The organism is Pseudoxanthomonas helianthi, assembly GCF_017939625.1.
GTDB classification, from domain to species: Bacteria; Pseudomonadota; Gammaproteobacteria; order Xanthomonadales; family Xanthomonadaceae; genus Pseudoxanthomonas_A; species Pseudoxanthomonas_A helianthi.
The window spans coordinates 382,911-401,801 of sequence record NZ_JAGKTC010000002.1 but is presented as its reverse complement, the minus strand read 5'-3'; the positions used below and the strand labels follow the sequence as shown (position 1 = coordinate 401,801).

Genomic DNA, 18,891 nt, shown 5'->3' with positions numbered 1-18,891 from the left:
TCGCTCTTGCTCCTCATTGAGTAGATGCAAAAGCAAAATGGATTCCGGCTTGAACCGCCGGAATGACGACAAACCTAAAGACCTGATGCTCGCCGCCACAGCAGATCCGCCAGTGGCGGCAGCTTGCCCGCCAGGCCGAGCAACGGCCCGCGCAGCAACGTGGCGTGCATTTCGTTGGTGGAGAACAGCTTGTTGATGCCGTCGAAGGTGTAGGCCGCCGCGGCGTTCTCGCTGCGCCGCGTGCGTGCCCAGCGCGCGAGGCGGTGCGGCGAAGTCCAGTCCGCGCGCCGCGACTTTGCATCGACCACCGCATCGCGCAAGCCAGCGACATCGCGCAGACCCAGGTTGACGCCCTGCCCGGCCAGCGGATGCACTACGTGCGCCGCGTCGCCGACCAGCAGCACGCGGCCGGCGACGTAAGCCTTCGCCAACTGCCGGCGCAACGGGAAGGCGGCGCGTTGCGACACCACGCGCACTTCGCCCAGACGCGCGCCGAAAGCGGCGGTCAGTTCGCGATTGAAGGCTTGTTCGTCCAGCGCCAGCACGCGCGCGGCCTCGTCGTTCGGCAAGGTCCACACGATGGAGCTTTGCTTGCCGAACGGCAGGAAGGCCAGCGGTCCGCTCGGCAGGAACCGCTGCCACGCGGTCGCTTCGTTGGGCGCTTCGGTTTCGACGAAGGCGACCACGCCGCGCTGCGCGTAATCGTGGGCGGAAACTTCGAGCCCGGCGCGTTCGCGCAGGGTCGAGTCGGCGCCATCGGCGGCGATGGCGATGTTCGCATCGAGACGAGTGCCGTCGTCCAGGGTCAGGCGGACGCCGACTTCATCCTGCTCCATTCCGGCAACCCGCGCCGGGCAGACGATCTGCACGCCGGCAGGCGCCAGCGCGCTCCACAGCCGGTCGAGCAGCAAATTGTTTTCGACGATCCAGCCCAGCTGCGCACGGCCCAGCGCATCGGCGTCGAAAGCCAGTTCACCGCCACCGGCCGCATCCCATACCCGCATCCGCCGGTAGGCGAACGCGCGCGCATCGCGCACCGACATCCATGCGCCGAGGTCGTCGAGCAGCGCGGCGTTGTCCGGGGCGAAGGCGTACACGCGCAAATCCGGCGTTGCCGCCGACCAGGGCGCGGGTTCGCGGCCTTCGACCAGAGCGACCCGCAAATCCTGCCTGGCGAGCGCGAGCGCGCAGGCGGCCCCGACCACGCCGCCGCCGACGACGACGGCATCGAGACGGTTGCGGCGGCTCATGCGGCGTTCTCCCGGCACAGCGCCGGCACGTCGCCGCGGAAGCCCATCGCGCCACCGACCAGGAACGACTGCAGTGCCGGCGCACTGTCGGCGGCCAGCAGGCCCAAGCTGCGCAACGGACCAAGCAGGGGCGCTCCGCCGCCGGTGACGCGGGCCAGGCCGTCGGAGAACCGCAGAGTGCGTGCTCGGTCTTCACGGCGACGCAACGCATAGGCATCGAGCAAGGCGGAAGCGCCGGGGTCTTCGCCAGATTCGATCAATTCGGCCAGGGACAGCGCGTCGCGCAGGCCCAGGTTGAAGCCCTGCGCGCCGATCGGATGGATGGTCTGCGCCGCATTGCCGAGCAGCACCGCGCGTTCGCCCACCAGGCGTTGCGCCACGACCTGGACGATCGGATAGGTGCTGCGTTCGCCGCTGGACAGGAATCGTCCCGCGCGCCAGCCGAACACCGCCTGCACACGTGCCAGCCAGACCGCATCGTCCAGCGCGGCGACGGCTTCGGCGTCTTCGCGGGCGACGCCGTGGATCAGGCCGAAGTGGCGGTCGCCGCGCGGCAGCAACGCGGTGGGACCGGTAGCGGTGAAACGCTCGTAGGCCGTCCCATCCGGCGCGCGCTCGCCACGGATGCGGGCGACGAACAGGGTCTGTTGGTAGTCGTGTTCGTCCGCGCCAATGCCCAACGCGTCGCGCAGGCCGCTGCGGGTGCCGTCGGCGGCGACCAGCAGCTTGGCCGCGATTTCGCGTTCGCCCTGCGCGTCGGCGATGCGCACGCGGCGCAAGCTGCCATCGCTGCCTTCGCCGAGGCCGACGAAGCGTGCCGGGCGGTAGCGGGTCACGCGCGACAGTTCGCCGAGCCGGGCTTCCAGCGCCTCGCCGAAATCGCGGGCGACGACGACCTGGCCAAAGGCCTCCCGGCCGTAATTCGCCGCGTCGAGCTTCACCCGGCCGAAATCGCCTTCGCGGCTGATGTGGATGCGCCGGATCGGTCCGGTCGGCGCGCGCAGCTTCTGCATCACGCCCAGCGCGGTCAGCGCATTGACGGTGGCGGCGGCGAAACTGAGGTTGCGCTGGTCGAACACCGCCGGCAGTGCTCCGGCGGGCGCGGCTTCGACCAGGCCGGTGTCCACGCCGAAGCGGTCCAGGGCGATGGCGAGACTGGCGCCGACCAGGCCGCCGCCGACGATCAGGACATCGTGTTGGGTCATGCGGCCATGATACCGGCAGCCCTTGCAGGGGCGGGCCTTGCCCGCGCTGGCTTTCACGAGAGAAGGCCTCGCGGGCAGGGCCCGCTCCTACGAGGTGGGTATTGGCTAGAATGAGCGCCTGAGTCTTCCGGATGACCGCCCCAAGATGAATACCAACCAGACCCGCGCCGTGATCCTCGCCCTGCTGGCCCTGCTGATGGCGGTGACCCGCAGCAACCTGCCGTTCCACTTCATGCCGGTGCCGGATGCCTCATGGGCGGTGTTCTTCATCGGCGGCTTCTACCTGCGCAGTTGGACCAGGTGGGCTTTCCCGCTGCTGATGGCGCTGGCGGTGGGCGTGGACTGGTGGGTGATCCACGGCCAGGGCATCGATTTCTTCGCCCATTACTGCGTGTCGGCCGCGTACTGGTTCCTGGTCCCGGCCTATTTCGCGCTGTGGCTGGGTGGCGGCATCGCCCGCCGCTTCTACGCCCAGTCCACTGGCAAGTTCCTCGGCGTGCTGGTCGCCAGCCTGCTGGTGTCGGTTGTGGTGTGCCAGCTGCTGGCCCAGGGCAGCTTCTACTGGATCAGCGACAGCGTCGCCAACCCGACTTTCGCCGGCTGGTGGCAGAACTACACCGAGTGGCTGCTGCCGTACGCCCGCACCGCCGCCATCTACACCGGCATCGCCGCCGTGCTGCACGTCGGCGTCGTTGCCGCGGCGCGCGCGCTGAAGCCGCAAGACAAGTCGGCTTGACGAAAAGCCTCCCTGTGGGAGTGGTCACGACATGTCGTCGTGACCGGCAAGCCGCGAAGCTCTTCTGCCAAGTATCAAATAGAGCAAAGGCATTCGCGACTCACGTCGCTCCCACAGGCAGGGTCTCCAGCGATGGGTAATCGTCTTTCGAAGATCTACACCCGCACCGGCGACGACGGCAGCACCGGCCTCGGCGACGGCAGCCGCGTCGCCAAGGATTCGCCGCGCGTGGAAGCCTACGGCACGGTCGACGAAGCCAATTCGGCGATCGGCGTGGTGTTGGCGGCGAACAAGGTGCCCGACGACATCCGCGACCTGCTGACCACGGTGCAGCACCAGATGTTCGACCTGGGCGGCGAGCTGTGCATTCCCGGCCACGCGGCGATCTTCGATGCCGACGTGGATGCGCTGGAACGGCAGCTGGACCATTACAACGAAGACCTGCCGGCGCTGAAGGATTTCATCCTGCCCGGCGGCGGCGAAGCGGCCGCGCGCTGCCACCTGGCCCGCACCATCGTGCGCCGCGCCGAACGCGCGACGGTGGCGTTGTCGCGGCACGAAAGCGTGCGCGCCGAGGCGATCCGCTACCTCAACCGCCTGTCCGACCTGCTGTTCGTGCTGTCGCGGGTGCTTGCCCGTGCGGATGGGCAAGGCGAGGTGTTGTGGCGGCATGAGAGAAGGCGTGGATAACAACGGAATCCGGCGTGGGAGTGGGGGCGTAGCCACCGGTCAGTCGCGAATTGCGGAGCGACCTATCCGCCAATTCCCATGTCGATTCGAAAAAATCGGCATCACTGCTTTCCTGCAGAACACTGTTGTTGAAACTTTACGGCTTCGATATTCGCGACTGACCGGTGGCTACGCCCCCACTCCCACGTCGAATACCTTCGGCGGACCATCGATCAGGCCGCAGGCAACACTCATAACGTGATCATCTACACCCACCCCGCCTGCCTGCTGCACGACCCCGGCCCCGAGCACCCGGAGTGCCCGGCGCGGCTGCAGGCGGTGCTGGAAGCCCTGCGCGAGCACCACGGCGACCTCGACTGGCGCGAAGCGCCCGCCGCCCGGCTCGGCGACCTGCGCCGCGTGCATGACGACACCCTGATCGATAGCGCACTGGCGACCGGCTTCACCGGCTACCGCGTGCTCGACCCCGACACCATCGCCAGCCCCGACTCCCGCGCCGCGGCCCTGCGTGCGGCCGGGGCCGGCATCGCCGCGGTCGATGCGGTGATGAATGGCGAAAGCGAGACCGCCTTCTGCGCCGTGCGTCCGCCGGGCCACCACGCCACCCCGAACGCCGCGATGGGCTTCTGCCTGCTCAACAATGTCGCCATCGCCGCTGCCCATGCGCTGGAACGGCATGCCCTGGAACGCATTGCCGTGGTCGATTTCGACGTGCACCACGGCAATGGCACCCAGGACATCTTCCGCAACGAGCCCCGGGTGGCCTACCTGAGCAGCCACGAATCCGGCATCTACCCGCATACCGGCAGCCCCCACGAGCGCGGCGTCGGCAACGTGCGCAACGTCCTGCTGCCGCCCGGCAGCGGCGGGTTCCGCTTCCAGAACGTCTGGGCCGAGGAACTGCTGCCTTGGCTAAACGATTTCCGTCCGCAGCTGCTGCTGGTGTCGGCCGGCTTCGATGCGCACATGCACGACCCGCTGGCCGACCTGATGCTCGAAACCGATGACTTCGCCTGGCTGACCCGCGAATTGCGCCGCATCGCCCGCCGCCATGCCGGCGGCCGGGTGGTGTCGATGCTGGAGGGCGGCTACAGCCTCGACGCGTTGCGCGAATGCAGCGTGGCCCATGTGGCCGAACTGCGTTGAACCGGGCCCCGCCGGAGCGCAGGACGACCTTCGGGACGCCTGAACCCCGCCCGACACCGGCCGACGGCTTTCATTGCCGGCTCGCGGTTCATGCGGCAAGCTAACGGCCGTTTTCCGCCCGGATTCCCGACTGCGTGCGCCGAGCCCTCCGCCTGCTGCCCATCCCGTTCAGCATTGCCTTGGCCCTGCCGGCAATGGCAGCCGATGAAGGCAAGCCCGACAACTGGGGCCTGTGCCCGATCGGCGATGCCGTGCCCGTCTTTCCCGGCGCCCCGCCGCCGGCCACCGGCCTGACCGGCGAACAGGCGCGCGAGAAGCGGGCGCAGGAAAATACCAACATCGAAGGCGACATGCTCAGCGGCACCGAGAACAACCCGGTGTACGACGGCAACGTCGAACTGGTCCGCGGCGACCAGTACCTGAAGGCCGACAATTTCAAGCTGGACCAGCAAGCCGGCACCTACGAGGCCACCGGCAACGTCCGCTACCAGGACTCGGGCATGCGCGTGATCGCCGAGAAGGCGCACGGCAGCACCGACAAGGACACCCACCAGATCGACAACCTGCGCTACCAGCTGGTGTCGCGGCGCGGCAATGGCGGCGCCGACAGCATCGTCATGCAGGGGCCCAGCGGCCAGCTCAATGGCGCAACCTATTCCACCTGTGCGCCGAGCCAGCGCAGCTGGGAATTGCGCGCCAACCGCATCGACGTGGATACCGATGAAGGCTTCGGCGTGGCCCGCAACGCCATCGTGCGCATCGGCAAGGTGCCGGTGCTGTACGTGCCGTGGATCAAGTTCCCCGTGGACGACCGCCGCCACACCGGCCTGCTGTATCCGGCGGTCAGCAGCTCCGGGCGCAATGGCTTCGACTATCGCCAACCGATCTACCTGAACCTGGCGCCGAACTACGACGCAACCCTGACCCCGCGCTACATGAGCAAGCGCGGCTTCCAGCTGGGCGCGCAATTCCGTTACCTGTACCCGGACGGCAAGGGCGTGCTGGACACGACCTACATGTCCAACGACAAGCTGCGCGACCGCGATCGCGGGCGCGTCGCTTTCAAGGGCGAGCACAACCTGAGCGGGCAGTGGCAGGCCCGCGCCGACCTGAACTGGATCAGCGACCAACGCTACCTGGAAGACTTCGGCAATTCGCTGTACGGGCAAGCCGCGTACTCGATGACCAGCACGGCCGGCGTCTGGGGACGCGGCCAGTACTGGGATGCCGGCGCACAGATCGACTATTACCAGTTGAGCGATTACACGCTGACCGAGGACTCGCTGCCGTACCATCGCCTGCCGCGCGCGTTCTTCAATTGGGAACAACCTTTCGGGCGCTGGCTGAAGGCCGGCGTACATACCGAAGCCGTCCGTTTCGCCCGCGACGACTTGAAGGTGAAGCGCTTCACCGACGACGGGTTCGAATACACCGGCGAAGTGCAGAAACGCTACGGCGGTAGCCGCCTCGATCTGATGCCCTACGTATCGACGCCGCTCCAAGGTCCCAGTTGGTTCATCACGCCGACCCTGGCCTGGCGCTACACCGGTTACCAGTTGGATGGCGGCAAGGCGGACGAACTGGCCATCTCGCAGGCAATGACGAAGTACGGCGTCGACGCAGCAGGCGTCACCCCGGCGATGATTGCGGAGTTCCGCAATACATCGCCCAGCCGCAGCCTGCCGATCGGCACGATCGATGCGGGCATGTTCTTCGACCGCGACGCCACCGTCGGCGACAAGCCCTACCTGCAGACGCTGGAACCGCGCCTGTTCTACCTCAATGCGCCCTACCGCGACCAGGATGGACTGCCGCTGTTCGACACCGCGCCGATGACCTTCAGCTGGGGTTCGCTGTTCCGCGACAACCGCTATTCCGGTGCAGACCGCCAGGCCGATGCCAACCAGCTGACCCTGGCCCTGACCTCACGCCTGATCCGCCAGACCGACGGCAAGGAAAAACTCGCCGTCAGCCTCGGCCAGATCCGCTATTTCGATGGTTCGCAGGTGACGGTGCCCGGCGAACCGATCATCGAGCGCGGCAAGTCGGCCTGGGTGGCCGAGGCGCAGTACGCGCCCAGCGACCGCTGGAACATCGCCGCCGCCTACCAATGGGATCCCAAGTTCCGCCGCGAGGACCTGGCGACGATCCGCGCGCGCTACCTGATCGGCGGCGACGGCGTCGTCAACATCGGCTACCGCTACCGGCGCAACACCAGCGACGGCAGCGACCTGCTGGAACAAGCCGATTTCTCCTTCCTGTACCCGGTCACGCCTTCCTGGAGCGTCGTCGGCCGCTACTACCACTCGCTGCGCGATCACAAGCTGCTCGAAGCCTTGGCCGGCGTGCAGTGGGACAGCTGCTGCATGAGCGTGCGCGTGCTGGGCCGGCGTTACGTGCGCAACCGCGAGGGCGAACTCAACAACTCCATCCAGGTCGAATTCGAACTGAAAGGCCTCGGTTCGGCCGGCCAGGACACCGAACGCACCCTGCGACGCGCTATCCTCGGCTACTACCGCGACGACCTCTACCTGGTGCCGCCGGCCTCGATCCGCCACCAGAACCCGGAAACCTCCGACCCTACCCTGCCATGAAGAAATCCATCGCCTGTCTTCTCGTCATCGCTTCGCTCGGTGGCGCCGTCGCCGCCTCCGCGCAGACCCTGCAACCGCTGGACCGCATCGCCGCAGTGGTCGACGAGGACGTGATCCTGCAGAGCGAACTCGACCGCGCCGTGCGCAATGTCACCCAGCAGTACGCCAACCAGCCCGGCCAACTGCCGCCGCAGAACGTGCTGGAACGCCAGGTGCTGGAGCGCCTGGTGCTGATGAAACTGCAAGTCGCCCGCGCCAACAGCAGCGGCATCACCGTCACCGACGACGAGCTCAACAACGCCGTTGCCGGCATCGCCCAGCAGAATGGCACCACCATCGACGGCCTGCGCCAGCGCATCGCCGCCGACGGCCTGTCGTTCGACGAATTCCGCAACTCGGTGCGCGACGAAATCACCGTGCAGCGGCTGCGCCAGAGCTTCGCCCAGAGCCGCATCCAGGTCAGCGAGGCCGAGGTCAATGCCGCAATGGCCGCCCAGGCCAGCGGCGGTACCCAGTACCATCTGGCGCACATCCTGGTCGCCCTGCCCGAAGGCGCCACGCCCGAGCAGATCGCCACCGGGCAGAAGAAAGTCGATGGCATCAAGGCCCTGCTCGACAAGAACGAGATGGAATTCAACGCCGCCGCGGTGCGCTATTCCGACAGCCCCAACGCGCTGGAAGGCGGCGACCTGGGCTGGCGCAGCGTCGATGAAATCCCGCCCGCCTTCGTCGAAACCCTGAAAGGCATGAACGCAGGCCAGGTAGTCGGCCCGATCCGCGGACCCAGCGGCTTCCAGTTGCTGAAGCTGGTGGAAACCCGCGACGCGAGCCAGGCCGCGCCGAAGATGGTCACCGAATACCACGCGCGCCACATCCTGGTCCGGATCACCCCGACCCAGGACGCGGCAGCGGCCAAGGCCAAGATCGATACCGCGCGCGCGCGCGTCGCCGGCGGCGCCGATTTCGCCGCGGTCGCCAAGGAAGCGTCGGAAGACACCAACACCCGCGACAACGGCGGCGAACTGGGCTGGTTCCCGGCCGACGCCTATGGTCCGGATTTCGGCCAGAAGATCGCCGCACTGCAGGACGGCCAGGTGACCGAGCCGTTCCGCAGTGAAGCCGGCTGGCACATCGTCCAGCGCGAAGGCAGCCGCCAGAGCGACGTCGGCGACGCCAACCGCCGTTCGCAGGTGCGCGAAACCATCGGCCGGCGCAAGCTGGAAGAGGAATACAACCGCTTCCTGCAGGAAATGCGCGGCGAAGCCTTCGTCAGTTTCCGCAACCAGGCGGATGCCGCGGCGACGCCCACGACTGCGCCCGCCCCGGCGCCGGCGACGCCCGCACCCAGCGGCGGCTGATGGCCGGTACGGGACCGAAGCTGGCGCTGGTTCCCGGCGAACCGGCGGGCGTCGGTCCCGAGCTTTGCGTGCGGTTGGCGCAACGGCCGCGCGACGATTGCACGCTGACCGCCTTCGGCGACGCGGCCGCATTGCGCGCCGCGGCCGATGCCTTGCGTTTGCCGCTGCAGTTGCTGGAGGAAAGCGCAGTCGCGACGCGGCCGGGGGACCTGCCGCTGCGTGAATTCCCGAATTCCGCGCCCAGTGTTTTCGGCCAGACCAGTCCGCGCAACGCCGCGGCGGTGATCGCCGCCCTCGACGCCGCTTCCGACGCCTGCCTGCACGGCGAGTTCGCCGGGCTGGTCACCGGACCGATGCACAAGGCCGCGATCAATGCCGGCGGTTTCGCCTATACCGGCACCACCGAACGCCTGGCCGAACGCGCTGGCTGCGACGTGGTGATGATGCTGGCCAACGACGTGGTCCGCGTCGCCCTGGCCACCACCCACCTCGCCTTGCGCGAAGTGCCGGACGCGATCACCCGCGAAAGCCTGGAACGAACGCTGCGCATCACCGACGCTGCGCTGCGCCGCGACTTCGGCATCGCCCGCCCGACCATCGCCGTGCTGGGCCTGAACCCGCACGCCGGCGAAGCGGGCCTGCTGGGCCGCGAGGAGATCGAAACCATCGAACCTGTGCTGGCCGCGCTGCGCGACGAAGGCTTTGCGCTGGTGGGGGCGCTACCGGCTGATACGGCGTTCCTGCCGCAGAAGCTGGTCGGCTTCGACGCGGTCCTGGCCATGTACCACGACCAGGGCCTGCCGACGCTGAAATACAGCGGTTTCGAGCGCGCGGTGAACCTGACCCTGGGCCTGCCCTATCCGCGCGTCGCCGTCGACCACGGCACCGCGCTCGACCTCGCCGGAAAGGGACTCGCCGATCCATCCAGCCTGTTCGCCGCGGTGGAAACCTGCGCACGGATCGCAACCGCGCGCGCTGCGCTTTCGTAGAGTCGAGCTTGCTCGACTGCTTTTTTGCTTTTGCTTGCACAAGCAAAGAAAGTGACCCTCGCGCTAGCGCGAACCCTTTGCCTTTCCTGCACTCGATGCGCCGTCGCAACGGAAATTGATGGGCTCCGGCGCGTCCTCAATCCGCCTTCGGTACCTTCCCCGCCAGCGGGGAAGGGTCTGTTATCGCATAATTCCCGCATGAACCCGCGCTCCCCCGCCACCGAATTCGGTGCTGCCAAGAAGCAGTTCGGCCAGCATTTCCTGGCCGACCGCGGCTACATCGAGAAAATCGTGCTGGCGGTGGATCCCCGGCCTGGCGACCGGCTGGTCGAGATCGGCCCCGGCCAGGGCGCGATCACCTTCCCGCTGCTGGACCGCCACGGCGAACTGACCGTCATCGAGTTCGACCGCGACCTGATCTTCCCGCTGACCGAAGCCGCGCGCGCGCATGGCACGCTCGAAGTCATCCATCGCGACGTGCTGGCCGTCGACTTCACCGCACTGGCGCACAACGGCGGACCGATCCGGCTGGTCGGCAACCTGCCCTACAACCTGTCTTCGCCGATCCTGTTCCATGCGCTGGAACACGCCGCGGCGATCCGCGACATGACCTTCATGCTGCAGAAGGAGGTCGTCGATCGCATGGCCGCCGGGCCCGGCAGCAAAGTCTACGGCCGGCTCAGCGTGATGCTGCAGGCCTATTGCGAGGTCGTGCCGCTGTTCGACGTGCCGCCGGGCGCGTTCCGGCCGCCGCCGAAGGTCGACTCGGCGGTGGTGCGGATGGTGCCGAAACCGGCGGGCGAAATCGGCGTACGCGACCCGAAACGTTTCGAGGAAGTGGTGCGTGCCGCGTTCGGCCAGCGCCGCAAGACCCTGCGCAACGCGCTGTCCGGCGTCTGCGATGCCGCGCTGATCGAAACAGCCGGCCTGCGTCCGGATGCGCGAGCGGAGCAGGTGGAAGTCGCGGATTTCGTGAAGCTGGCGAATTTGCCCGCCTAGGCCCAATTGCTAGACTGTGCGCATGGACGCCTCCGAATACGCCATCGACATCGATGTCGCCACCCGCTTCCTCGCCGACCAGTCCGCGCCGGAGGACGGACGCTATGTGTTCGCCTACACCATCCACATCCGCAACCGTGGGCGGGTGCCGGCGCGGCTGATCGACCGCCACTGGGTGATCACCGACGCCAACGGCAAGACCGAGGAAGTGCGCGGCGAAGGCGTGGTCGGCGAACAGCCATGGCTGCGGCCGGGCGACGATTTCGAATACACCTCGGGTGCGGTGCTGGAAACCGAACAAGGAACGATGCGCGGCAGCTACGGCATGCTCGCCGACGACGGCACCCGCTTCGACGCCCCGATCGCGCCGTTCGCGCTGTCGGTGCCGCGAACCCTGCATTAAGGCCGGCCGCGGATGAGCGTTTGGGCCATCGGCGACCTGCAAGGCTGCTACGACGTCACCCAGCGCCTGCTGGAGAAAATCCGCTTCGACCCCGCCGCCGACACCCTGTGGTTCTGCGGCGACCTGGTCAATCGCGGTGGGCAATCGCTGGAAACCCTCCGCTTGGTGCATTCCTTGCGCGCACGGAGCGTGGTCGTGCTGGGCAACCATGACCTGTCGTTGCTGGCCATCGGCGAACGCAGCCCGGGCGAGCAGCGCAAGGTCAATCCCGACCTGCAGCGCGTGGTGCTGGCCGAGGACAGCGGCGAACTGCTCGGTTGGTTGCGCTCGCAGAAGCTGCTGCACAGCGACCATGCGCTGGGTTGGATGATGATCCACGCCGGCCTTGCGCCGAAGTGGACCGCCGCGCTGGCCGAGAAGCATGCGCGGGAAGTCGAGCAGCTGCTGCACGGCGACGATTACCGCAAACTGCTGCGCAACATGTACGGCGACAAGCCCGACTGGTCGCCGGGGCTGCGCGGACACGACCGCTCGCGCGCGATCATCAACGTGTTCACCCGCATGCGTTATTGCACGCCGCGCGGGCGGATGGCGGTCGAGGAAAAAGGCGCGCCCGGCATGCAGGCGCAAGGCCTGTATCCCTGGTACGAGGTGCCCGGCCGCGCGCAGCGCGAGCTGAAGATCGTCTGCGGGCATTGGTCGACGCTGGGCCTGATGATCGGCCATGGCGTCCACGCCATCGATACCGGCGCGGTGTGGGGCGGCAAGCTGACCGCGCTGCAGCTGGACAGCGACGAGATCCGCATCGTGCAGGTGCCGGGTCGCGATGTACCGCCGCCGCCGAAGGGGCAGCTGCCGAAGGATTGATGCCTTGGGAATCCCGGTCGTGGGAGCGACGTCAGTCGCGACGCCTTTGATCTTCCCCGGCCACGATTCGCGACTTACGTCGCTCCCACGGGCGGAATCCGTCGGTAATCGACGAACTCGAACGCAAAGGCGTGCTTCGCATCGGCCTCATGCAGCTCACGTTTCGCAACCCGCCATTGCGATGCATCGAATGTCGGGAAGAACGCATCCGCACCTTCGACTTCAGCATCGACATGGGTCAGATGCAGGACGTCGGCCGATAGCAGCGTAAGCGCATATATCTCTGCGCCGCCAACGACGCAGAGTTCTTCAGCACCCGAATTGAGAGCGATTTTTTTCGCCTCATCGATGGAGGCCACCGCCTGCATACCCTCGAACGGCACGCGTCCCGAACGGGTCAGCACCAGGTTCAGCCGCCCAGGCAGCGCGCGACCCAGCGATTCGGCGGTCTTGCGGCCCATCAGGATGGGCTTGCCGAAGGTCAGCGCCTTGAAATGCTTGAAGTCGTCGGGCAGGTGCCACGGCATCGCATTGTCTCGACCGATGGCGTTGTTGCGATCCAGGGCGGCGACCAGCGAAACCCTCATTGGCTCACACCGCCACCGGCGCCTTGATCGCAGGCAACGGGTCGTAGCCGTGGATCTCGATGTCCTCGAACTTGAACGCGAACAGATCGGTCACGTCGGGATTCAGGTGCAACGTCGGCAACGGCCGCGGCGTGCGCGAGAGCTGTTCGCGGGCCTGTTCGTAATGGTTCGAATACAGGTGCGCGTCGCCCAGCGTGTGCACGAAATCGCCGACCCGCAGGCCCGTCGCCTGCGCGACCATGTGGGTCAGCAGGGCGTAACTGGCGATGTTGAACGGCACGCCGAGGAAGATGTCGCCGCTGCGCTGGTACAACTGGCAGCTGAGCTTGCCGTTGGCCACGTAGAACTGGAACAGGTTATGGCATGGCATCAGCGCCATCTTCGGCAGGTCGGCGACGTTCCAGGCGCTGACCACCAGGCGGCGCGAATCCGGATTGCGCTTGATTTCCTCGACCAGCCATTTCATCTGGTCGATGGCCTGGCCGTCTGCGCCTTCCCAGGAACGCCATTGCTTGCCGTAGACCGGGCCGAGTTCGCCGTTCTCGTCGGCCCATTCGTCCCAGATGCTGACCTTGTTTTCCTTCAGGTAGGCGATGTTGGTCTCGCCTTTCAGGAACCACAGCAGTTCGTGGATGATCGAGCGCAGGTGCAGCTTCTTGGTGGTGACCAGCGGGAAGCCTTCGCCTAGGTCGAAGCGCATCTGCCAGCCGAACACGCTGCGCGTGCCGGTGCCGGTGCGGTCGGATTTCTCCGCGCCGTTCTCAAGCACGTACCGCAACAAGTCGAGGTATTGCCTCATGCCTGCTTCTCCGCGGCGACCACCGGCTGCAGGGTCGGCGAACGCCGCGACAGCCACAGCCAGTACAGGCCCACGACCACCAGCGGCAGGCTGAGCAACTGGCCCATGGTCAGCCAGCCGCCGGCCAGGTACTGCAATTGCTGGTCGGGTACGCGGACGAATTCGACGGCGAAGCGGAACACGCCGTACAGCAGCGCGAACAACCCCGACACCGCGTAACGGGGACGCGGCTTGCGCGAATACCACCACAGCACGCAGAACAGCACCAGGCCTTCCAGCAGCGCTTCGTACAACTGGGTCGGATGGCGGGCGAACCGGTCGAGCATCCCGGCCGCGTACTGCGCCTGCAGTTGCGTGGCGTTCAAACCCAGCCCGGACACGTTCGGGTCGGTGGTCGGGAAGATCACTCCCCAGTTCGTTCCCGTGTACTTGCCCCACAGCTCGCCGTTGACGAAATTGGCCAGGCGGCCGAAACCCAGTCCCGCCGGCACCAGCGGCGCGACGAAATCCATCACGTCGAAGAAATGCAGCTTGTGCCGGCGCGCCCACCACCACGACGCCAGCAGCACGCCGAGCAGGCCGCCGTGGAAACTCATGCCGCCTTCCCAGACCTTGAATACCTGCAGCGGATGCGCGAGGTAGGTCGGCAGGTCGTAGAACAGGATGTAGCCGATGCGTCCGCCCAGCACCACGCCGAGCATGCAGTAGAACATCAGGTCGCCATAGCCGTTGTCGTCGACGCCCGGCAGGCGCCCGGCGCGCACGCGCGAGCGGCCGAGGAACCACGCGGCGGCGAAGGCCAGCGCATAGGCGATGCCGTACCAATGCACTTTCAGCGGCCCGAGCGAGAAGGCGATGGGGTCGATCTGGTGCAGGTAGATCATGCAGGAGGCATCGGGCGGAACGAGGCAGCCATTTTGCCTGAGTGGGGCCGTCCTTGCCTGACCGCCGGGTCAGTCGAGGATGCGCGGCAGGTTCGGCAGTTCGTCGATGTCCGGCCCGTCGCCGTTTTGCGGGAAATGCGCCGCCAGCAGGTCGGCGACGGCATCGACCCCGCGAATCGCCGCCGCCTCGGGTTCGCCGGCCTGCAGGCGTTCCTCCATCAGCTGGCACACGCCGCGCCATTGCTCGGCGCTGACTTTGCCGGACAGGCCGCGGTCGGCGACGATCTCGATGCGATGGTCGGCGAGCAGCAGGTAGACCAGTACGCCGTTATTCGCCTCGGTGTCCCAGGCGCGCAGGCGGGCGAAGGCGTCCATCGCGCGGTCGCGCGCCTGCACCTTGCGCAGCAGTTGGCCGAGCGTCAGTTCCGACTCGACTGCGAACATCACCTCACCGGTGTGGCGGCGTTCGCCGGCGGCGATCGCGTCGGCGATGCGGTGCAGGCTGTCCTCGGGAAACAGCGAACGGGCGGAACGCGCGAACAGGTGGCGTAGAAGTCTCATCACCAGCTCCCGGACGCGCCGCCGCCACCGGACATGCCGCCACCGCCCGACCAGCCGCCGCCTCCACCACCGCCCCAGCCACCTCCGCCAGAGCCTCCACCCCAACCGCCACCTCCGCCGCCCCACCCGCCCCAGTCGCGATGGCGGGCGTAACGGCCCGGCGCGATCGACAGCAGGCCGAACAACAGGCCGAGGAACCCGGCGAGGCCGCCGATCAGCCACGCCGACGAAATCAGCCAGGCCACACCGCCGGCCGCGCCGCCGGTGAACAGGCCCCGCAGGCCCGCCGGCGTGCGCGAGAAGATCCCGCGCACGATGTTGGCCACGATGAACGCGGCGAACAGCGCGAACAGCCAGTTGCCGCCGCGATCGCGCCCGGCGGGATGCGTGCTGACCGGCTCGGGCAGCGCTTCGCCGTCGATCAGTTTGACCAGCGCCCCGGTCGCATCGACCAGGCCGCCGCCGAAATCGCCGGCACGGAACTTCGGCACCAGGTATTCCTGGATCACCCGGTTGGCGGTGGCATCTGGAATCGCGCCTTCCAGTCCATAGCCCGGATGGATGCGCACGCGCCGGTCGTCCTTCGCCACCACCAGCAGCACGCCATCGTCGACGCCCTTGCGTCCCAGCTTCCACGTGTCGAACACGCGCTGGCTGTAGTCGAAGATGTCTTCGGGCTGCGTGGTCGGCACGATCAATATCTGCAACTGGCTGCCCTTGCGTTGCTGCAAGGCCAGCGCCTGTTGTTCCAGTTGCTGCTTCTGCGCGGCATCCAGCGTGCCGGTGGTATCCACCACCGGCGATGTCAGCGCGGGAATCGAGGCCAGCTGCTGCGCCCACGCCACGGCGCAGGCGAACCACAAGGCCAGCAGCAGGCCCGGCCAGCGGGCGATGTGGCGCACGGCCGTTACCGTAAGCGGATCAGTTGGCCGGCGCGGGCTGCGGGGGTTGCGGCGCCGCCGGAGCCGCGGGTGCGGCCGGCGCGGCGGGCGCGGGCGTGCCGAAGTCCACCGCGGGGGCGTTGGAGATCTGCGCCTCGTTCTCCACGCTGAAGTTCGGCTTTTCCTTGTAACCGAAGATCTTCGCGGTGATCAGCTGCGGGAACGAGCGCACGTAGGTGTTGTAGTCCTGCACCGTGGCGATGTAACGCTGGCGCGCCACGGTGATGCGGTTCTCGGTGCCTTCCAGCTGCGCCTGCAGTTGCAGGAAGTTCTGGTCGGCCTTCAGCTGCGGGTAGTTCTCGCTGACCACCAGCAAGCGGCCGATCGCGCTCTGCAGTTCGCCCTGCGCCTGCTGGAACTGCGCCAGCGAGGCCGGGTCGTCGGCGTTGACGTTGATGCTGCCGACCTTGGAACGCGCTTCGGTGACCTGGGTCAGCACCTGCTGCTCATGGCTGGCGTAACCCTTGACGGTCGCGACCAGGTTCGGCACCAGGTCGGCGCGGCGCTTGTACTGGTTCAGCACTTCGGACCAGCCGGCCTTCACCGCCTGGTCCTTCTGCTGGATGGTGTTGTAGCCGCAGCCCGACAGCAGGGCGATCAGGCCGGCGATCAGGAGCAGTCGCGAAAGCGCGCGCATGGCGGTTTTCCTTCCGGTGGACGGGACGCGGCCATTGCAGCATCGCCCGGGGCGGCGCGCAACTGCCGGACCAAAAGCATTAAAAACCCGTTTCGCGTCCTACCACTTGCCGGCGCCTTCCACGTGCCGTGCCGCAGCGCGCTTGCGCATCACCAGGTTCAGCCACTCCACCGCCACCGAAAAGCCCATGGCGAAGTAGACGTAGGGCTTGGGCACGTGCACGTCGATGCCGTCGAGGATCAGCACCACGCCGATCAGCACGATGAAGGCCAGCGCCAGCATCTTCACCGTCGGGTTGGCGTCGATGAATTCGCCCAGCGGATTCGCCGCCAGCAGCATGATCGCCACCGCCAGCAGGATCGCCGCGACCATCACCGGGATGTGGTTGGCCATGCCCACCGCGGTGATCACCGAGTCCAGCGAGAACACGATGTCGATCACCGCAATCTGCGCGATCACCATCCAGAACACGCCCGAAGCCTTGGTCGTCGACGGATCGTGGTCCTCGCCGCCCGAGATCAGCTCGCGGATCTCGCCGATGCCCTTCCACAACAGGAAGATGCCGCCGAGGATCAGCACCAGGTCGCGCACCGAAATGCCCATGCCGGCGATGTGGAACAGGTCGTTCTGCATCCGCGCCAGGAACGCCAGCGAGACCAGCAGGGCGATGCGGGTGACGCAGGCGACGGCGATGCCGAAGCGGCGCGCGGTGGAACGCTGGTGCTCCGGCAGCTTGCTGACGGCGATGGAGATGAACACCAGGTTGTCCACGCCCAGCACGATTTCCAGCGCGCTCAAGGTGACCAGGGTCAACCACACGTTCGGGTCGGCCAGGAAATCGAAACTCATCGGCAATCAATCCTCAAGACAAAGGCGTAACGGAAACACTTACTGGAACAGCCGCGGACCCAGGATCAGGCCCCAGCACAGCAACACGTTCATCATCAGCACGAATACCGCCGCCGAGCCCATGTCCTTGGCGCGCCCGGCCAGCTCGTGGTGTTCGGCGCCATAACGCTCGATCACCGCCTCCACCGCCGAATTCAGCAGTTCGATGCTCAGCACCAGCAGCATCGAACCGATCAGCAGGGCGCGTTCCACCGCGGTGTCGCCCAGCCACCATGCAAGCGGCGCCAGCACGATGAACAGGTAGACCTCGAGCCGGAACGACGACTCGTGCAGCCACGCCGCGCGCAGTCCCTGCAGCGACCATTGCGTGGCCTTGAAGATGCGCCGCGGTCCGCGCGGCAGGTGTCCGAATTCGTCAGCCATGGGCGGCGCCGGTGCGTGAGACAGGAGGTTTCCCGGAGGGGTGGAATGCCGCAGGGCGGCCCGTGGTGGCGGGCGCGCGGCAGGTGCAAAGGTGCGTCAGGTCGGAATCGGCCATCGGTGGGCCGATTCTGCCACAAGAACGCGACACCCCGCAGGCATGGGCCCTGCGCTCGACATTCCGCCGCCGATGGGCGATGGTCGCGCCTCGTCCCGGTTCCGGAGCCTTGCGATGAAGTTTTCGCCCGTGAAAGCCTGGCTGTTCGGCCTGTTCGCCTCGCTGCTGCTGGCCGGTTGCGCCAGCCAGCCCGCGCAAGTCGCCGCGCCGCGCGTGCCAGAACAGGTGTCGAACGCCGAATGGGCCGCCGACATGGCCCGTTTCGCCGCCGAAGACGCCGTCCATCCGCCGCCGCGCGGCGCGGTGCTGTTCGTCGGCAGCTCGTCGATCCGACTGTGGAAGACCCTGGCCGAGGACTTTCCCGGCGTTGCCGTGATCAACCGAGGCTTCGGCGGTTCGGAGATCCGCGACAGCACCTGGTATGCCGATCGCATCGTGGTGCCGTACAAGCCGCGGTTGATCGTGTTCTACGCCGGCGACAACGACATCGCCAACGGGCGCAGCCCGCAGCAGCTGCACGACGACTTCCTCGCCTTCGTCCGCCGCGTGCGCCGCGACCTGCCGTCGGTGCCGATCGCGTTTGTGTCGTGCAAGCCCAGCCCGTCGCGCGCGCACCTGCTCGACGCGCAACGCGAAGCCAACGCGCTGATCCGCGCCGAAGCGGCGAAGCAGAAGCGCGTCGTCTTCATTGACGTGTTCACGCCAATGCTCGATGCCAACGGACAGCCGCGCGCGGAACTGTTCGTCGGGGACCGCCTGCACATGAATGCCGCGGGCTACGCGATCTGGCGCGATGCCATTAGCCCCTACCTGCGATCCACCCCCCCTTGAACCGTACCGGACACGATTTCAGGGCCA

Annotated in this window: 19 protein-coding genes and 1 pseudogene; 10 read left to right on the top strand and 10 right to left on the bottom strand. The window is 67.2% G+C overall.

Annotated features, from left to right (window positions below; all coding sequences use genetic code 11):
• Nucleotides 1–74 precede the first annotated feature (74 nt).
• Complete coding sequence (locus J5837_RS09505; protein WP_210536519.1) at nt 75–1,250, bottom strand: UbiH/UbiF family hydroxylase; 1,176 nt, start codon at nt 1,248–1,250, stop codon at nt 75–77.
• Entirely contained in the window at nt 1,247–2,455 is a 1,209-nt protein-coding gene (gene ubiH, locus J5837_RS09500; RefSeq protein WP_210536518.1) for a 2-octaprenyl-6-methoxyphenyl hydroxylase, read from the bottom strand. Before ubiH ends, J5837_RS09505 begins: the two co-directional genes overlap by 4 nt.
• A 145-nt stretch (nt 2,456–2,600) precedes the next feature.
• Here ubiH and J5837_RS09495 point away from each other — a divergent pair, with 145 nt between their 5' ends.
• The 9 genes and pseudogenes from J5837_RS09495 to J5837_RS09455 form a co-directional block, all read left to right on the top strand.
• Nucleotides 2,601–3,191: a hypothetical protein gene (locus J5837_RS09495; RefSeq protein ID WP_210536517.1), complete on the top strand. Its 591-nt coding sequence runs from the start codon at nt 2,601–2,603 to the stop codon at nt 3,189–3,191.
• A gap of 132 nt (nt 3,192–3,323) precedes the next feature.
• The gene (locus tag J5837_RS09490) at nt 3,324–3,881 is read left to right on the top strand and encodes a cob(I)yrinic acid a,c-diamide adenosyltransferase (RefSeq protein ID WP_210536516.1); all 558 of its coding nucleotides are present in this window, start codon (nt 3,324–3,326) and stop codon (nt 3,879–3,881) included.
• A gap of 237 nt (nt 3,882–4,118) precedes the next feature.
• Nucleotides 4,119–5,027, top strand: a complete 909-nt coding sequence (locus tag J5837_RS09485) for a histone deacetylase family protein (protein ID WP_210536515.1) — start codon at nt 4,119–4,121, stop codon at nt 5,025–5,027.
• 134 nt (nt 5,028–5,161) lie between these two features.
• Entirely contained in the window at nt 5,162–7,621 is a 2,460-nt protein-coding gene (gene lptD, locus J5837_RS09480) for an LPS-assembly protein LptD (RefSeq protein WP_210536514.1), read from the top strand.
• Nucleotides 7,618–8,979: a peptidylprolyl isomerase gene (locus J5837_RS09475; RefSeq protein ID WP_210536513.1), complete on the top strand. Its 1,362-nt coding sequence runs from the start codon at nt 7,618–7,620 to the stop codon at nt 8,977–8,979. The genes lptD and J5837_RS09475 overlap by 4 nt, the downstream gene beginning before the upstream one ends.
• Nucleotides 8,979–9,968 (top strand): 4-hydroxythreonine-4-phosphate dehydrogenase PdxA, encoded by a 990-nt coding sequence (gene pdxA / locus J5837_RS09470; protein ID WP_210536512.1) that lies wholly within the window; start codon nt 8,979–8,981, stop codon nt 9,966–9,968. Before J5837_RS09475 ends, pdxA begins: the two co-directional genes overlap by 1 nt.
• Before the next feature lie 198 nt (nt 9,969–10,166).
• Nucleotides 10,167–10,967, top strand: coding sequence for a 16S rRNA (adenine(1518)-N(6)/adenine(1519)-N(6))-dimethyltransferase RsmA (gene rsmA, locus J5837_RS09465; RefSeq protein ID WP_210536511.1), 801 nt, complete (start codon nt 10,167–10,169; stop codon nt 10,965–10,967).
• A gap of 22 nt (nt 10,968–10,989) precedes the next feature.
• Nucleotides 10,990–11,370, top strand: a complete 381-nt coding sequence (apaG, locus tag J5837_RS09460) for a Co2+/Mg2+ efflux protein ApaG (protein WP_210536510.1) — start codon at nt 10,990–10,992, stop codon at nt 11,368–11,370.
• A 12-nt stretch (nt 11,371–11,382) separates the two neighbouring features.
• Nucleotides 11,383–12,231, top strand: a pseudogene (locus tag J5837_RS09455) (symmetrical bis(5'-nucleosyl)-tetraphosphatase); the annotation flags it as partial.
• Nucleotides 12,232–12,311: 80 nt separating this feature from the next.
• On the opposite strand, the gene J5837_RS09450 reads toward J5837_RS09455, so the two are convergent.
• The 8 genes from J5837_RS09450 to J5837_RS09415 form a co-directional block, all read right to left on the bottom strand.
• On the bottom strand, nt 12,312–12,824 hold the full coding sequence (locus J5837_RS09450; RefSeq protein WP_210536508.1) for a dihydrofolate reductase: 513 nt from the start codon (nt 12,822–12,824) through the stop codon (nt 12,312–12,314).
• A gap of 4 nt (nt 12,825–12,828) precedes the next feature.
• A complete protein-coding gene (locus tag J5837_RS09445) occupies nt 12,829–13,623 on the bottom strand; it encodes a thymidylate synthase (RefSeq protein WP_210536507.1) in 795 nt (264 codons plus the stop codon).
• The gene (lgt, locus tag J5837_RS09440) at nt 13,620–14,507 is read right to left on the bottom strand and encodes a prolipoprotein diacylglyceryl transferase (protein WP_210536506.1); all 888 of its coding nucleotides are present in this window, start codon (nt 14,505–14,507) and stop codon (nt 13,620–13,622) included. The genes J5837_RS09445 and lgt overlap by 4 nt, the downstream gene beginning before the upstream one ends.
• A 69-nt stretch (nt 14,508–14,576) precedes the next feature.
• On the bottom strand, nt 14,577–15,068 hold the full coding sequence (locus J5837_RS09435; RefSeq protein WP_210536505.1) for a TPM domain-containing protein: 492 nt from the start codon (nt 15,066–15,068) through the stop codon (nt 14,577–14,579).
• Nucleotides 15,068–15,970 carry a TPM domain-containing protein gene (locus J5837_RS09430; RefSeq protein ID WP_425504835.1) on the bottom strand — a complete coding sequence of 301 codons (903 nt, stop codon included), beginning with the start codon at nt 15,968–15,970 and terminating at the stop codon, nt 15,068–15,070. The genes J5837_RS09435 and J5837_RS09430 overlap by 1 nt, the downstream gene beginning before the upstream one ends.
• Nucleotides 15,971–15,989: 19 nt before the next feature.
• A complete protein-coding gene (locus J5837_RS09425) occupies nt 15,990–16,646 on the bottom strand; it encodes a LemA family protein (protein ID WP_210536504.1) in 657 nt (218 codons plus the stop codon).
• Nucleotides 16,647–16,745: 99 nt separating this feature from the next.
• A complete protein-coding gene (locus tag J5837_RS09420) occupies nt 16,746–17,495 on the bottom strand; it encodes a TerC family protein (protein WP_210536503.1) in 750 nt (249 codons plus the stop codon).
• 39 nt (nt 17,496–17,534) lie between these two features.
• Nucleotides 17,535–17,918, bottom strand: coding sequence for a diacylglycerol kinase (locus tag J5837_RS09415; protein WP_210536502.1), 384 nt, complete (start codon nt 17,916–17,918; stop codon nt 17,535–17,537).
• 229 nt (nt 17,919–18,147) lie between these two features.
• On the opposite strand from J5837_RS09415, the gene J5837_RS09410 reads away from it, so the two are divergent.
• Nucleotides 18,148–18,864, top strand: a complete 717-nt coding sequence (locus J5837_RS09410; protein ID WP_210536501.1) for an SGNH/GDSL hydrolase family protein — start codon at nt 18,148–18,150, stop codon at nt 18,862–18,864.
• Nucleotides 18,865–18,891: the final 27 nt, after the last annotated feature.

Coding starts and splice junctions, on each gene's coding strand:
- J5837_RS09505 (WP_210536519.1), bottom strand. CDS start 1,250: ATGAGCCGCCGCAACCGTCTCGATGCCGTCGTCGTCGGCGGCGGCGTG.
- ubiH (WP_210536518.1), bottom strand. CDS start 2,455: ATGACCCAACACGATGTCCTGATCGTCGGCGGCGGCCTGGTCGGCGCC.
- J5837_RS09495 (WP_210536517.1), top strand. CDS start 2,601: ATGAATACCAACCAGACCCGCGCCGTGATCCTCGCCCTGCTGGCCCTG.
- J5837_RS09490 (WP_210536516.1), top strand. CDS start 3,324: ATGGGTAATCGTCTTTCGAAGATCTACACCCGCACCGGCGACGACGGC.
- J5837_RS09475 (WP_210536513.1), top strand. CDS start 7,618: ATGAAGAAATCCATCGCCTGTCTTCTCGTCATCGCTTCGCTCGGTGGC.
- pdxA (WP_210536512.1), top strand. CDS start 8,979: ATGGCCGGTACGGGACCGAAGCTGGCGCTGGTTCCCGGCGAACCGGCG.
- rsmA (WP_210536511.1), top strand. CDS start 10,167: ATGAACCCGCGCTCCCCCGCCACCGAATTCGGTGCTGCCAAGAAGCAG.
- apaG (WP_210536510.1), top strand. CDS start 10,990: ATGGACGCCTCCGAATACGCCATCGACATCGATGTCGCCACCCGCTTC.
- J5837_RS09450 (WP_210536508.1), bottom strand. CDS start 12,824: ATGAGGGTTTCGCTGGTCGCCGCCCTGGATCGCAACAACGCCATCGGT.
- J5837_RS09445 (WP_210536507.1), bottom strand. CDS start 13,623: ATGAGGCAATACCTCGACTTGTTGCGGTACGTGCTTGAGAACGGCGCG.
- lgt (WP_210536506.1), bottom strand. CDS start 14,507: ATGATCTACCTGCACCAGATCGACCCCATCGCCTTCTCGCTCGGGCCG.
- J5837_RS09435 (WP_210536505.1), bottom strand. CDS start 15,068: ATGAGACTTCTACGCCACCTGTTCGCGCGTTCCGCCCGTTCGCTGTTT.
- J5837_RS09425 (WP_210536504.1), bottom strand. CDS start 16,646: ATGCGCGCGCTTTCGCGACTGCTCCTGATCGCCGGCCTGATCGCCCTG.
- J5837_RS09420 (WP_210536503.1), bottom strand. CDS start 17,495: ATGAGTTTCGATTTCCTGGCCGACCCGAACGTGTGGTTGACCCTGGTC.
- J5837_RS09415 (WP_210536502.1), bottom strand. CDS start 17,918: ATGGCTGACGAATTCGGACACCTGCCGCGCGGACCGCGGCGCATCTTC.
- J5837_RS09410 (WP_210536501.1), top strand. CDS start 18,148: ATGAAGTTTTCGCCCGTGAAAGCCTGGCTGTTCGGCCTGTTCGCCTCG.